General features: G+C 53.1%; 13 protein-coding genes. 3 read left to right on the top strand and 10 right to left on the bottom strand.

Annotated elements, in window-relative coordinates:
- Positions 1-58 precede the first annotated feature (58 nt).
- The 3 genes from glpX to IB214_RS23020 form a co-directional block, all read right to left on the bottom strand.
- Positions 59-1,069: a class II fructose-bisphosphatase gene (glpX, locus tag IB214_RS23030; RefSeq protein WP_117343657.1), complete on the bottom strand. Its 1,011-nt coding sequence runs from the start codon at positions 1,067-1,069 to the stop codon at positions 59-61.
- A 177-nt stretch (positions 1,070-1,246) separates the two neighbouring features.
- Positions 1,247-2,755 (bottom strand): glycerol kinase GlpK, encoded by a 1,509-nt coding sequence (gene glpK / locus IB214_RS23025; protein WP_096758821.1) that lies wholly within the window; start codon positions 2,753-2,755, stop codon positions 1,247-1,249.
- Positions 2,756-2,776: 21 nt separating this feature from the next.
- A complete protein-coding gene (locus IB214_RS23020) occupies positions 2,777-3,622 on the bottom strand; it encodes an MIP/aquaporin family protein (RefSeq protein ID WP_096758820.1) in 846 nt (281 codons plus the stop codon).
- Between the two features lie 428 nt (positions 3,623-4,050).
- Here IB214_RS23020 and zapB point away from each other — a divergent pair, with 428 nt between their 5' ends.
- The 3 genes from zapB (at position 4,051) to IB214_RS23005 (ending at position 5,443) form a co-directional block, all read left to right on the top strand.
- Positions 4,051-4,296: a septal ring assembly protein ZapB gene (gene zapB, locus IB214_RS23015; protein ID WP_115259761.1), complete on the top strand. Its 246-nt coding sequence runs from the start codon at positions 4,051-4,053 to the stop codon at positions 4,294-4,296.
- A 92-nt stretch (positions 4,297-4,388) separates the two neighbouring features.
- Complete coding sequence (locus IB214_RS23010; protein ID WP_117343658.1) at positions 4,389-5,057, top strand: hypothetical protein; 669 nt, start codon at positions 4,389-4,391, stop codon at positions 5,055-5,057.
- On the top strand, positions 5,054-5,443 hold the full coding sequence (locus IB214_RS23005) for a hypothetical protein (RefSeq protein ID WP_117343659.1): 390 nt from the start codon (positions 5,054-5,056) through the stop codon (positions 5,441-5,443). The genes IB214_RS23010 and IB214_RS23005 overlap by 4 nt, the downstream gene beginning before the upstream one ends.
- 39 nt (positions 5,444-5,482) lie before the next feature.
- Here the strand turns inward: IB214_RS23005 and rraA are convergent, their stop codons facing one another.
- The 7 genes from rraA to priA form a co-directional block, all read right to left on the bottom strand.
- On the bottom strand, positions 5,483-5,968 hold the full coding sequence (gene rraA, locus IB214_RS23000; RefSeq protein ID WP_115259760.1) for a ribonuclease E activity regulator RraA: 486 nt from the start codon (positions 5,966-5,968) through the stop codon (positions 5,483-5,485).
- A gap of 92 nt (positions 5,969-6,060) precedes the next feature.
- Positions 6,061-6,990: a 1,4-dihydroxy-2-naphthoate polyprenyltransferase gene (gene menA / locus IB214_RS22995; protein WP_117343660.1), complete on the bottom strand. Its 930-nt coding sequence runs from the start codon at positions 6,988-6,990 to the stop codon at positions 6,061-6,063.
- Positions 6,991-7,057: 67 nt separating this feature from the next.
- A complete protein-coding gene (gene hslU, locus IB214_RS22990) occupies positions 7,058-8,389 on the bottom strand; it encodes an HslU--HslV peptidase ATPase subunit (protein ID WP_096758815.1) in 1,332 nt (443 codons plus the stop codon).
- Between the two features lie 9 nt (positions 8,390-8,398).
- Positions 8,399-8,929 (bottom strand): ATP-dependent protease subunit HslV, encoded by a 531-nt coding sequence (gene hslV / locus IB214_RS22985; RefSeq protein ID WP_003028805.1) that lies wholly within the window; start codon positions 8,927-8,929, stop codon positions 8,399-8,401.
- Positions 8,930-9,021: 92 nt separating this feature from the next.
- A complete protein-coding gene (gene ftsN / locus IB214_RS22980) occupies positions 9,022-9,987 on the bottom strand; it encodes a cell division protein FtsN (protein ID WP_117343661.1) in 966 nt (321 codons plus the stop codon).
- 93 nt (positions 9,988-10,080) lie between these two features.
- Entirely contained in the window at positions 10,081-11,106 is a 1,026-nt protein-coding gene (gene cytR, locus IB214_RS22975) for a DNA-binding transcriptional regulator CytR (protein WP_117343662.1), read from the bottom strand.
- 156 nt (positions 11,107-11,262) lie between these two features.
- Positions 11,263-13,461, bottom strand: coding sequence for a primosomal protein N' (priA, locus tag IB214_RS22970; protein ID WP_115259756.1), 2,199 nt, complete (start codon positions 13,459-13,461; stop codon positions 11,263-11,265).
- Positions 13,462-13,589 lie beyond the last annotated feature (128 nt).

Raw genomic sequence — 13,589 nt, 5'->3', positions numbered from 1 at the left:
TCGTTGCACGAAAGATTTCCAGCCCCGAAGGACTGGAAGGCTCAATCAAACAAATTTGTTACAGGATATGCGCCTGCACATCAGGATCTTTGCGATCAAGGTAGTGGATGGATTGAATACGACGGATCGTGCGCGACTTGCCGCGGATCAGCAGCGTTTCGGTGGTGGCGATATTGCCCTTACGGCTGATTCCATCCAACAGATCACCTTTGGTGATCCCGGTGGCGGAGAAGATAACGTTATCGCTACGTGCCATTTCGTCCAGACGCAGCGCTTTACCGGCTTCAATGCCCATCGCCTGGCAGCGGGCCAGTTCCTGTTCGCCGATACGGCGGTTTTCTTCGCTGTCGCCTTTGACGTCATGACGTGCCAGCAAACGACCCTGCATGTCGCCGTCCAGCGCGCGGATGACGGCGGCAGAAACGACACCTTCCGGTGCGCCGCCAATGCCGTACAGCACGTCAACTTCGCTGTCTGGCATACAGGTCAGAATGGAGGCTGCGACGTCGCCATCGGGAATGGCGAACACGCGAACGCCAAGCTTCGCCATCTCTGCGATCACCTCATCGTGGCGAGGTTTGGCCAGAATCGTCACGGTCAGATCGCCGAGCGGCTTGTTGAGTGCGGCGGCGACATTACGTAGGTTTGTTTCCAGCGGCAGGTTCAGGTCGATAGCCCCTTTGGCGCCAGGGCCGACAATCAACTTCTCCATGTACATATCTGGCGCGTTGAGGAAACAGCCTTTGTCACCAACTGCGAGGACCGCCAGCGCATTCGCCTGGCCCATTGCCGTCATGCGCGTACCTTCGATAGGGTCGACCGCAATGTCTACGGCATCGCCGTGACCGGTACCGACTTTCTCACCGATATACAGCATCGGCGCTTCATCAATTTCACCTTCGCCAATCACGATGGTGCCGTCAATATTGACCTGGTTGAGCATAATACGCATGGCGTGCACCGCTGCGCCGTCGGCGGTATTTTTATCGCCGCGTCCCAGCCATTTATAGCCAGCCAGTGCCGCCGCTTCGGTTACGCGTGAAAATTCAATGGCAAGTTCTCGTCTCATTGCAAACTCGTAGCAGAAAGGAATGGCGCGAAGTGTAGCACAGGGGAGAGGGCGGGATTATTGATGTGTGTGCGGGATTGCCCCGCACGAAGATATTGCCGGATGGCGACGCTAACGCGTCTTATCCGGCCTACGTCAGATTCGTATCAGTAGGCCGTGCCATCCGGCAATGACGGGTTACTCTTCGTGGTCTTCCCACGCCAGGGCGCGTTTAACCGCTTTTTTCCAGCCGCTGTAACGGAAGTTACGTTCGGTGGTTTCGATGCCTGGGCGGAATTCACGCTCGATGACCGCTTTTTCCTGCAGTTCATCCAGGTTTTGCCAGAAGCCAACGGCCAGACCTGCCAGGTATGCGGCACCCAGTGCAGTCACTTCACGTACTTCCGGGCGCTCAACGCGGGTGCCAAGAATGTCGGACTGGAACTGCATCAGGAAGTTGTTGGCGACCGCGCCACCGTCGACACGCAGCGCGTGCAGACGAATACCGGAGTCGGCCTGCATTGCTTCCAGCACGTCACGGGTCTGATAAGCGATAGACTCAAGCGTTGCACGGATGATGTGGTTGGAGTTAACGCCACGGGTCAGGCCAAAGATGGCACCACGCGCATACGGGTCCCAGTATGGCGCACCCAGACCGGTGAATGCCGGAACGACGTACACACCGTTGGTGTCCTTCACTTTGGTGGCGAAGTATTCGGAGTCGAACGCATCGCTGATGAGTTTCATTTCATCACGCAGCCACTGAATGGATGCGCCGGCCATAAACACCGCGCCTTCCAGCGCATAGTTTACTTCCCCGGTCGGACCGCAGGCGATGGTGGTCAGCAGCCCGTTTTCAGACTTCACGGCTTTCTCGCCGGTATTCATCAGCATGAAGCAGCCGGTGCCGTAGGTGTTTTTCGCCATCCCTTCTTTCACGCACAGCTGACCGAACAGTGCGGCCTGCTGGTCACCCGCGATACCCGAGATAGGAATACGCGTGCCGCCTTTACCGCCAATGTTGGTCTGACCGTAGACTTCAGAAGAACGACGCACTTCCGGCAGCATGGCACGCGGGACGTCCAGTGCGTCCAGCATTTTGTCGTCCCAGTCCAGGGTATGGATGTTGAACAGCATGGTACGTGAGGCGTTGGTGTAATCCGTTACGTGTACGCGCCCCTGAGTCATTTTCCAGATAAGCCAGGTGTCCACGGTACCAAACAACAGTTCGCCGCGACGAGCGCGCTCACGCGAGCCCTCTACGTGGTCGAGGATCCACTTCACTTTGGTGCCAGAGAAGTACGGGTCAATGACCAGCCCGGTGTTGTTACGGACATAGTCTTCCATACCGTCGCGCTTAAGTTTCTCGCAAATATCCGCGGTACGACGACACTGCCAGACAATGGCGTTATAGATAGGTTTACCGGTTTCACGCTCCCAGACGATGGTGGTTTCGCGCTGGTTGGTAATCCCGATCGCGGCAATTTCGTCGGAACTGATATCGGCTTTCGCCAGCACTTCTACCAGCGTAGAGCTTTGAGTCGCCCAAATTTCCATCGGGTCGTGTTCTACCCAACCGGCTTTCGGGTAGATTTGCTCGAATTCGCGTTGTGAAACGCTAACAATATTTGCATCGTGGTCCATTACGACCGCGCGGGAGCTGGTAGTGCCCTGGTCGAGCGCAACGATATATTTTTTTTCAGTCATGATTTTTGTCCCGTAGTCACATTACTGCGAAGCTTTTTGTTGAGTGTTGGCCGCGACGTCTTTCTCTTCAATCGCGCAGACATCGCACGGCAAATGGCGACCAATCAGTTTGCGATATGCCCATGCGCCCAAAATCGCGCCGGTAATCGGGCCAAACACCGGTACCAGGAAGTAAGGAATATCGCGACCGCCCGTGAAGGCAATCTCACCCCATCCAGCCATCCAGGCGAAGAGTTTCGGTCCGAAGTCACGTGCCGGGTTCATTGCAAAACCGGTCAGTGGTCCCATAGAGGCACCAATAACTGCGATCAATAAACCGATCAGCAGCGGCGCCAGTGGACCACGTGGCACACCGTTACCATCGTCGGTCAGTGCCAAAATCAGCCCCATCAGAATAGCGGTAATGACCATTTCAACTGCGAAGGCCTGCACAAAATTGATATGCGGGTTTGGATATGTTGAGAATGTCCCTGCCAGATTGAGGCTTTCAGCGCTACCGCGCACGATATGGTTGGTTTGTTCGAAATCGATGAAAAGATTGTAATAAAGCCCGTAAACCAAAGCCGCTGCGCAAAAGGCGCCGGCAATTTGTGAAATGATAAAAGGTACGACTTTACGCTTATCAAAGCAGGCAAACAGCCAAAGTGCGATTGTGACCGCCGGATTCAGGTGTGCACCAGAAACGCCTGCCGTCAGATAGATAGCCATCGCTACCCCCAGACCCCAGATGATACTGATTTCCCACTGCCCAAAAGTCGCCCCAGCGACTTTGAGTGCAGCAACACAGCCCACACCGAAGAAAATCAACAACCCGGTACCGAGGAATTCAGCAATGCACTGGCCTTTCAAGGTTGATGTTTGACTCATAATCGGATCCTGAAGAGAGATTAATGTTTATTGTGTGCGAGAAGGTCACTGACATCCCCGGAGCCCGGTAGGCACACTGTTAATTTATCGTTAACGAGCAAAAACGAGAAATATCGAAATTAAAATGTGTGTGCTGCATCAACAAAATGAGCGTTTTCGCGCCATAACGAGGTATTTGTAATACATAACTAGTGTGAGCTGAATCATTTCATTAACCAATATGTTAACACTTTTGAGCTATAGGGTGTTTGTCGCCAGGACAAGGATTAAAAGTGTTGCAAACCGCAATCTACGCGGGATGCTGCTGGACAGGGATGGCGCGGCTTCATACAATCGGTGCTAAGTAGAGAACGCGCGTTTTTATTAAGGCGTCACCGTTATCGGGACGAGGATTTATATCCATCAACGCCTTGCAATTCAGGAGAGGTATGACGATGTCATTAGAAGTGTTTGAGAAACTGGAAGCAAAAGTACAGCAGGCGATTGATACCATCACGCTGTTGCAGATGGAAATCGAAGAGCTGAAAGAAAAAAACAACTCACTGTCGCAGGAAGTTCAGTCTGCACAGCAGCAGCGTGAAGAGCTGGAGCGAGAGAACAACAGCCTGAAAGAACAGCAGAGCGGCTGGCAGGATCGTCTGCATGCTCTCCTGGGGCGTATGGAAGAAGTCTAATTCTGATTTCTTGAGAAAGGCATCCATTATGGATGCCTTTTTACTATGTAGACTTTAGGATATCGTAATTCTCAAATTTCAAAGAATACGATATGACAAAAAGAAATGATATTATTGATAATTCGGATCGATTTATCACCAGAGATATTAGATACGGTCTTATCTATACAGAGAATATAGGATGGATTGATTTAGGTCATGCCAATCCGGCTGGAGCTGAAAAGCTCTGGTTTGAAATGACAAGGGCTCGTGGTGGTGATAGCGAATTTTATGAAGTAAATTATCATCAAAGTATGTCCAAAAGCATTCATGGCCTAAATATTAATACTGGCATATATCGTAGATTTATGGTGCGACGAGGATTGCAGGAACGAACTCTGCAAGGTGTTGCTTTATCGATATTCTTAAGTACGTCATATCGCTTTGAATCCTTACAGGATTTTTGGCCTTACGTTTATTTAACTGATAGTGGCTATAGTGCCGAAGATTTGGTATCGAATTTATTTGGTTTTTACCAAGCAGTAAATTACGCAGATTACACCTCTTATCTTCAGATATGCTCGAAAGAAAAGGCTTATCGGATATGGGACTTCTATGGTCCGGTTGGTGAATTTAAGAATAAAAGCGTCATTCCGTTACTGTTTCCCGATCCTTTAGATAAGGGGACGAAACATGAACCCTATTCAGGGGAGTTACCTTTATTTATGGATGTAATAAAACCTGTTGCAAATCCTGATTATGTTTGGGAACTCCGCATATGATGTCTCGTATATCAGGTATTATTATTGGTTTTATGATTTTCTTTGCGCTGTTGTATTGTTATTTCATGGCGAGCATTTTTACAAAAAAAAACTATGCGCAGAAGAATTTATTAATTTATCAGCTGTTAACGCCAGAACCTCTTAAACAGGTTCCAAGGGTATCCAGCGACTGGTTTTTTGTAAGCCATGCAGATGAAGGTAGCCATCTTCAACGCAGTGAAATAGTTTTTACGGGGATACCAAAGAGTGATGTTCAGAGAGCAGAGGAAAAATTAAACGCATACATTGAATCTTATCCTGCAAGTCGCGAGATGATGAGTGTCGTTGTTGAAGCTAGGGCTGGGAATTATGATGTGAAAGTCATCCACTACAAATCGGATGAATGAAAATAAAAGGCCATCAAATTTGCTGATGGCCTTTTTCAATTACTCGATATCGAGCGGGTCTTCGGAGAGGATCATCCCGGTATTGTCGGCGTACAGGTGGTCGCCGGAGAAGAACGTCACGCCACCGAAGTTGACGCGCACATCGCTTTCTCCAATGCCTTCACCTGCGGCACCCACCGGAATAGCGGCAATTGCCTGGATACCGATGTCCAGTTCTTCCAGATCGTCTACCTGGCGTACTGAACCGTAGATGACCAGACCTTCCCATTCATTCTGTACCGCCAGCCGCGCCAGTTCGGCATCAACCAGCGCACGACGGACAGAGCCGCCGCCATCGACCAGCAGAATGCGACCACGGCCATTTTGTTCGAGCAGATCGTACAGCAACCCGTTGTCCTCGAAACATTTTACCGTGGTGATTTGTCCGCCAAACGACGACCGTCCCCCAAAGTTAGAGAACAGTGGTTCCACGACGTTGACATCTTCCTGGTAGATGTCACAAAGCTCGGATGTATCGTATTTCATAGGCTCAACGTTCAGTTGCTGCGAGAATTTTTAGTATATCGCGCTATGTGTACTGTTGGCAAAATCATCAATTGTTAATTGATATTTGTCAGTTAAACAGACCACTGGCTTAGGAAAATTCCAACCACAAACAGCAGGTTAGTTAACAGTGCCGCTTTTACGGTGCGTTCCAGCATCGGACGCATTGCTGCCGGATCCATTTCACGCATTACGTATCGCGCCTGCTTAATCAGCAGCGGAGCAGCCAGGATGAACAGCCATCCCCACAGACTTTGCAGCGAAAACAGATTAAACAGCGCCAGGCAAACCAGCGTCCCCATCAGCAGGCAGGCATGGTAACGACGTGCATTCACGGCCCCCAGACGCACCACCAGCGTGTTTTTACCGTTCTCCCTGTCGCTGTTGATATCACGCAGGTTATTGACGTTGAGCACGGCGGTAGCCAGCAGACCGCAGGCGGTGGCTGGCAGGATTAGCGCGGGGATCAGCGTATGGGCCTGCAAATACCAACTGCCCATCACGCTCAGCCAGCCGAAGAAAACCAGCACGGAAATATCACCGAGGCCGATGTAGCCATAGGGGCGATTGCCGACGGTATAGGTGATCGCCGCGATAATCGACAAGCCACCGAGCACCAGGAAGCCGACAAAATCAGCCATCGTGTGGCAGGCCACCGCCACTAGTGCCAGGCCGGACAGGCAAATTAAGGCCACGGTGACCATTAAGGCGCGCTTCATCTGCTGTTGGGTGATCACCCCTTTTTGCATGCCACGTAGCGGTCCAATGCGGTCAGGCTTGTCGCTGCCTTTGACAGCATCGCCATAGTCGTTTGCGAGATTGGACAGGATTTGCAGCAGCCCCGCCGTTATCAATGCCAGCAGAGCCACCAGCGGATCGAAATACCCTTGCCACCATGCTAATGCCGTACCGACGATGATCGCCGCGAAGGCGAGCGGTAAGGTCTTAGGTCGTAAACTTTCCAGCCAGGCTTGTGAGCGGCTAATTTGTTGTTGTTCAGTCATATTTAGCGCCAATAAAAATGGGGCTTTATCAGCCCCATCAACAGTGATGAAAATGCATTGAACGCGATTATAGGATAAAACGGCTCAGATCTTCATCTGCGACCAGCGCATCCAGATGTTTGCTCACATATTCGGCATCAATTGTGATGCTTTGGCCGTTTAAATCGCTCGCATCATAGGAAATATCTTCCATCAGACGCTCAAGCACGGTGTGCAGACGACGGGCACCGATGTTCTCGGTGGTTTCGTTGACCTGCCAGGCGGCCTGAGCGATGCGCTTAATGCCATCTTCCGTGAACTCAATATTAACGCCTTCAGTTGCCATCAGCGCTTTGTACTGGACGGTGATGGAGGCGTTAGGCTCAGTCAGGATACGCTCGAAATCGCTGGTGGTCAGTGCCTGCAATTCTACACGAATTGGCAGACGACCCTGCAGTTCCGGGATCAGGTCGGACGGTTTCGCCACCTGGAACGCGCCGGAAGCGATAAACAGAATGTGATCTGTTTTCACCATGCCGTGCTTGGTCGAGACGGTGCAGCCTTCGACCAGCGGCAGCAGGTCGCGCTGCACGCCTTCACGGGACACGTCCGGACCGGAGGATTCACCGCGCTTACAGATTTTGTCGATTTCGTCGATAAACACGATCCCGTGCTGCTCAACGGCGTCGATAGCGTCTTGCTTCAGTTCTTCCGGGTTTACCAGCTTCGCCGCTTCTTCTTCAATCAACAGCTTCATGGCTTCTTTGATTTTCAGCTTACGCGGTTTTTGTTTCTGGCCGCCCAGGTTCTGGAACATGGACTGCAGCTGGCTGGTCATCTCTTCCATGCCAGGAGGTGCCATAATTTCTACGCCCATCGGCGCAGCGGCGAGATCAATTTCAATCTCTTTGTCGTCCAGTTGGCCTTCACGCAGTTTTTTACGGAATGCCTGACGTGCAGCGGAAGGTTCCTGAGGCTGTTCAGACTGTCCCCAGTTATTTTTAGCTGGTGGGATCAGTACGTCGAGAATACGTTCTTCCGCCATTTCTTCGGCGCGGAAGCGGTTTTTCTCGATCGCCTGGACGCGGACCATTTTAATGGCAGCATCGGTCAGATCGCGGATGATGGAGTCAACTTCCTTACCCACATAGCCGACTTCGGTGAATTTCGTGGCTTCAACTTTGATGAACGGTGCGTTGGCTAGTTTTGCCAGACGACGGGCGATTTCGGTTTTACCGACGCCGGTTGGGCCAATCATCAGAATGTTTTTTGGCGTAACTTCATGGCGCAGCTCTTCGTCGAGCTGCATGCGGCGCCAGCGGTTACGCAGAGCAATCGCCACGGAACGCTTGGCGTTATCCTGGCCGATGATGTGTTTGTTCAGTTCGCTGACAATTTCGCGTGGGGTCATTTCAGACATGGGGGATCCTTACGCTTTGGAGTTCAATTCTTCGATGGTATGGAAGTGGTTGGTATAAATGCAGATATCCCCTGCAATATCCAACGCTTTCTCAGCAATCTCGCGGGCGCCAAGCTCGGTGTTTTCAAGCAGAGCACGTGCCGCAGCCTGGGCGTAGGGACCGCCGGAGCCGATGGCAATCAGATCGTTTTCTGGCTGAATGACATCGCCATTACCGGTAATGATGAGTGATGCAGTCTCATCGGCAACAGCCAGCAGCGCTTCGAGTTTGCGCAGCATACGGTCGGTACGCCAGTCCTTCGCCAGCTCAACGGCAGCTTTCACCAGGTGACCCTGATGCATTTCAAGTTTGCGTTCAAACAGTTCAAACAGCGTGAATGCATCCGCAGTGCCGCCCGCAAAGCCCGCGATGACTTTGTCGTTGTACAGACGGCGGACTTTTTTCACGTTGCCTTTCATTACGGTGTTACCCAGTGTGGCCTGACCATCACCGGCGATTACCACATGGCCGTTACGGCGTACGCTTACTATTGTTGTCACGAGCAGACCCCTTGGTTACAAATACGGAATTCAGGCCCCGCACAGATGTACGGGGCGTAATGCAAGTATAGATGGGGGGGATTTTGGGGGTTTCAACCCCCGGCAGACAGTCGAATACAGTTTGTGTGACCCGCTACTTTCAAACGGCTGATGGTGTTGTCAGCGTTTTCTTTGCCTTTGAGTGGGCCAATAACCACGCGATTCCAGCCGTTGTTGGTGGTAATACGGGAGTTAAAGCCCTCAAAAGCCAGCTGTGCACGTACGGTTTCTGCCTGTTCAGCCCCTTTAAACGACCCACACTGCACCATCCAGCGGCGCTCATCTTTTTTCTCAGCAGTCTGCTTCGGCACTTCGGTAATCGGTGCGGCTGGCTGCGTCTTCGGCTGAGCGGCAGCGGTATGTGCAGGCGTCTGCAGCAGATCCTGGTATGGCTGTTGGGCCGCAGGTTTGGGCTGCGTTTGACGAGGCTGCTGCGCCGGCGCGGCTTGTGCGGTACGCGTTTGCTGCTGCTGAGGCTGCTCCGTTGCCCGAGGGCGTGGCTGCTGAGCCTGCTGCTGCGCGTTGCTCCATTGCTGTTGCTGCACCTGACGCTGACGCTGCAGCGTTTGCTGGCGCTGCGCAGGCGTTTGCTCATTCCACGGAACTTCGTTGAGCTGAGTAGGCTGCTGACGCATATCAGCCTGCATTTGCGCCAGCAACTGGCGCTGCTCATTGGTCAGCTGATCGGCATTCAGCACTTCACCGCCCGCAGAGGGTTCGGTTGGTGCACGCACGCCAGGTTGACGGCTTTCCAGCTCTTTGATGTATCGCCAGCGTTCCTCCGGCTTCGGCGGAATGCCATTGCCGGTAACTTTCTGGTTTTGCAGCGTCTCGGACTCTTCTTTCTTGTGATGCGTAATGAAGTACAGACCACCGATAAAGGTCACGAGTACGGCTGCTGCAATAGCGACCATCGCGGGTGAAACCGCAGGCGTATTGCGTTGCTTATTCCGTGAGGTGCTCTTTTTGCGCCGCGAAGGTGCCGGTTGGCCGCGACGTACATAATCTCGTTGTGCCACTATCGTTTCGCTGTATTTATTCGTTCGTCAGCCCGCCATGTTACTTAAGCGGCGGGCCTTTGACCAGACAGGGGAGTCCGAAAGCACTTTACTTTACGTCAGTGCCCGGGTGGTGCCCCGAATAATGAGTTCACAGTCCAGTAAACGTGACCCGCTGCTGACATTTTGCCCCTGGAGTTGATCGAGCAGTAACAGCATAGCCTCACGTCCGATATCGAAACGCGGCTGTGCGACGGTTGTCAGCGGTGGATCACAATATTCCGCCAGTGAAATGTTATCAAAGCCAATAATCGACAGGTCGTCAGGCACTTTCAGTCCCTGGCGTTTGGCGTAGGAAAGTGCGCCCAGCGCCATGACGTCGCTGTGGCAAAAGACGGCTGTCGGTGGTTGAGGCTGTTCAAGCAGTTGCTTTAGCGCGTTAGCCCCCGCTTCGTAGGTAAAATCACCGCGCGCAATAAAATGCGGATCGACGGTAATCCCGCTGCGGCGTAACGCCTGAACGTAACCTTGCAGGCGATAGTGGCACAGTGGCATATCTTCTGGTCCGGCGATACAGCCGATGCGTTTGTGCCCCAACTCCAGCAGATAGTTCATCGCGTTAAAGGCGGCGGTGAGGTTATCAATGTGAACGGTGGGCAGTTCCAGCTCAGGCGCGAACTCATTGGACATCACCATCGGCGGTAAATTGCGCTGTTCTTCTACGCTGGCATCAAATGGCAGGCGTGAGCTGAGCAGCACCATGCCGTCAATTTGCTTGGTAATAATGAGGTTAAGAAAGGTCTTTTCCTGCTGGTTCTGATGCGCGCAATCGCCGATCAGCACCAGATAACCCTGCTCGGCGGCGGTGACTTCTATGCCGCGAATGACTTCGCTGAAAAAGGGATCGCAAATATCCGGGACGATGACCAGGATGGTACGTGATTCATTACGCTTAACGTTGCGGCCCATTGACTGCGGTAAATATCCTACTTCCAGAGCGGCCTGCTCAACCTTGTTACGGGTTGACTGAGAGACTTTGTCTGGATTCATCAATGCACGGGAAACGGTTGCCGTGGAGACCTTCGCCTTCAGGGCAACATCTTTCATCGTTGCGGCAGTGACCTGCTTGTTCGGTTTCACTCTTTCTCCTCGCCAGGGCGCTGCTGGCGCAGCTCTGTCCCTGGGTAACCTTCATCTGAAACATTTTTATCAGATAGTGAATCGAAGCAGTTACAGAATTTTCATAAAAAGTGTGATGGATATTTAATTTTACGATCCGCCTCGCATCATGAGGGCTTATCCCTCAATGGGATCGACATCCAGCACCCATTTGACCTTGCGTGCTTCGGGCAGGGTATTGATCAACGCCAGCGTGCCGCTGACGATATGCTGCAGTCGAATTCGTGACGGATGTTGCAACAAAATTTGCCAGCGATAGCGACCGCCACGTTTGGGCGCCAGCGCGGGAACCGGGCCCAATACCCACAGCTTATCGTCGGCCAGCGGGCTGGCCTGAATCAGATTACGTAACTGTTGTAAAAACAGCGGTGCCTGCTGGTTGTTGTGATCTTCTGCCCGCACGATCACGTGGCTGGTCCACGGTGGGAGCTGCAACGTTTGTCGCTCGGCCAGTGCCTGCTCGGCAAAGGCGTCATAGCCTTTATGCAATAAGGTTTGCAGCAACGGATGTTCAGGGTGATGCGTCTGCAATACCACTTCGCCCTGTTTCCCGGCACGTCCTGCGCGCCCGGATACCTGGGTATAGAGCTGGGCAAAGCGCTCTGCGGAGCGGAAATCAGCAGAGAATAATGCCCCGTCCACATCCAGCAGCGCCACCAGCGTGACGTCCGGGAAGTGGTGGCCTTTCGCCAACATTTGCGTCCCGATAAGAATGCGTGCTCCGCCGCGATGGACCTCCGCCAGATGCTGCTCAAGCGCCCCTTTACGGCTGGTGGTATCGCGATCGATACGTGAAATCGGCACGCCGGGAAAGAACGGCGCTAAGGCCTGTTCGAGCTGCTCGGTGCCGAGTCCAACCGGTACCATATGCGTAGAGCCGCAGGAAGGGCACTGACGCGGTATCGGGCGCTGGCTGTCGCAGTGGTGGCAGCGCAGATGATGCTGCGCCTGATGCAGCGTGTAGTAGTGATCGCAGCGTGGACATTCAGCAATCCAGCCGCAGTCGTGGCACAACAACGCAGGGGCAAAACCCCGGCGATTAAGAAACAAGATAACCTGGTTATCAGCCTGCAGATGCTGACGCATGCGGGCGATCAGCGCCGGGGCCAGTCCGGCCTGTACCTGCTGACCTTTCAGATCCAGCACGTGCTGCGTCGCGGGACGGGCATTTCCGGCGCGACGCGTCAGGCGCAACATGCGATATTTTTTTTGTCGTACGTTGCACAGCGTTTCCAGCGCCGGTGTGGCTGAGCCGAGGATAATCGGGATCTGCTCGCTGTGCGCACGGTAAACCGCCAGGTCGCGGGCGTGATAGCGCCAGCCTTCCTGCTGTTTATAGGAGCTGTCATGTTCTTCGTCGATGACAATTACGCCGAGGTTTTTAAACGGGGTGAACAGCGATGAGCGGGTACCGATGACAATTGCTGCTTCACCGTTTTTTGCTTTCAGCCATGCAGAAAGACGTTCGCTGTCATTTAAACCAGAGTGCAGGACTTCGACCGGAGCATTGAAGCGTTCACGAAAGCGGGCGATGGTTTGCGGCGTCAGGCCTATTTCCGGCACCATCACCAGCGCCTGCTTGCCCTGAGCGAGGACGTTTTCCAGTACGCTTAAATAGACTTCCGTTTTGCCAGAGCCTGTGACGCCGGCGAGTAGCCAGGCGCTAAAGCTGTCCGATGCGCTGTGAATAGCTCCAACGGCGGTGGCTTGTTCGGTATTCAGCCTTAAACGCTCGCCAGAGACGGCGTAGTGCGTGCGCCAGTCACTGAATCCAGGCGTTTCGCTTGCCAGGGAGCACAGACCTTTTTTGCGTAGCGCCTGCAATGCCGCATCATTAAATTCGAGGTCGGCCACCTGATCCCGCCAGATTTTTCCCTGTCGCAGTGCTGCCAGCGCCTGCTGCTGCTTCGGTGAGCGTTTCAGGTTGTTCAGGTCAGTGGCATGGCCTTCTTCGGTGGCAAACCAGTACCACATTGGCGTGTTGGTGGCGGGACGCCCCTGGCGCAGTAGCATCGGCAGGGCGTGAAACAGCACGTCACCAATGGGATGATGGTAATAATCTGCGGCCCACAGCAGCAAGCGCCAGACGGAGGTCGAATAGACCGGTTCGCTGTCCAGCACCTCAATGACCGCTTTTAGTTCGCTCCGCGGCAGTTCGCTGTTCTCGCTAACTGACAGGACAATGCCAATGCGTTCTTGCTGTTTGCCAAAGGGTACACGCACGCGACACCCGGCTTTGGCGCTCATACCTTCCGGTAAGAGGTAGTCAAAGGTGCGGGGTAGCGGGACGGGTAAGGCAACGTGAGCAACGGGCATTGAATCATCCTGACTTGAATTCTGGCGGGTTAGTATACACATTAGTGAGGAGCGGAATGCGGATCAGTTTGCATGAGCAGGCTAATTTCTGTATGATTCGCCGCCTTTGATGCAAATTGATTGCGTCA

The organism is Citrobacter sp. C1 (assembly GCF_014596895.2).
GTDB lineage: Bacteria > Pseudomonadota > Gammaproteobacteria > Enterobacterales > Enterobacteriaceae > Citrobacter > Citrobacter gillenii.
This window is presented reverse-complemented; position numbering and strand designations above follow the sequence as displayed.

What these genes read in the sequence shown, in the direction of transcription:
- glpX (WP_117343657.1), bottom strand. Translation starts at nt 1,069, where the DNA reads ATGAGACGAGAACTTGCCATTGAATTTTCACGCGTAACCGAAGCGGCG.
- glpK (WP_096758821.1), bottom strand. Translation starts at nt 2,755, where the DNA reads ATGACTGAAAAAAAATATATCGTTGCGCTCGACCAGGGCACTACCAGC.
- IB214_RS23020 (WP_096758820.1), bottom strand. Translation starts at nt 3,622, where the DNA reads ATGAGTCAAACATCAACCTTGAAAGGCCAGTGCATTGCTGAATTCCTC.
- zapB (WP_115259761.1), top strand. Translation starts at nt 4,051, where the DNA reads ATGACGATGTCATTAGAAGTGTTTGAGAAACTGGAAGCAAAAGTACAG.
- IB214_RS23010 (WP_117343658.1), top strand. Translation starts at nt 4,389, where the DNA reads ATGACAAAAAGAAATGATATTATTGATAATTCGGATCGATTTATCACC.
- IB214_RS23005 (WP_117343659.1), top strand. Translation starts at nt 5,054, where the DNA reads ATGATGTCTCGTATATCAGGTATTATTATTGGTTTTATGATTTTCTTT.
- rraA (WP_115259760.1), bottom strand. Translation starts at nt 5,968, where the DNA reads ATGAAATACGATACATCCGAGCTTTGTGACATCTACCAGGAAGATGTC.
- menA (WP_117343660.1), bottom strand. Translation starts at nt 6,990, where the DNA reads ATGACTGAACAACAACAAATTAGCCGCTCACAAGCCTGGCTGGAAAGT.
- hslU (WP_096758815.1), bottom strand. Translation starts at nt 8,389, where the DNA reads ATGTCTGAAATGACCCCACGCGAAATTGTCAGCGAACTGAACAAACAC.
- priA (WP_115259756.1), bottom strand. Translation starts at nt 13,461, where the DNA reads ATGCCCGTTGCTCACGTTGCCTTACCCGTCCCGCTACCCCGCACCTTT.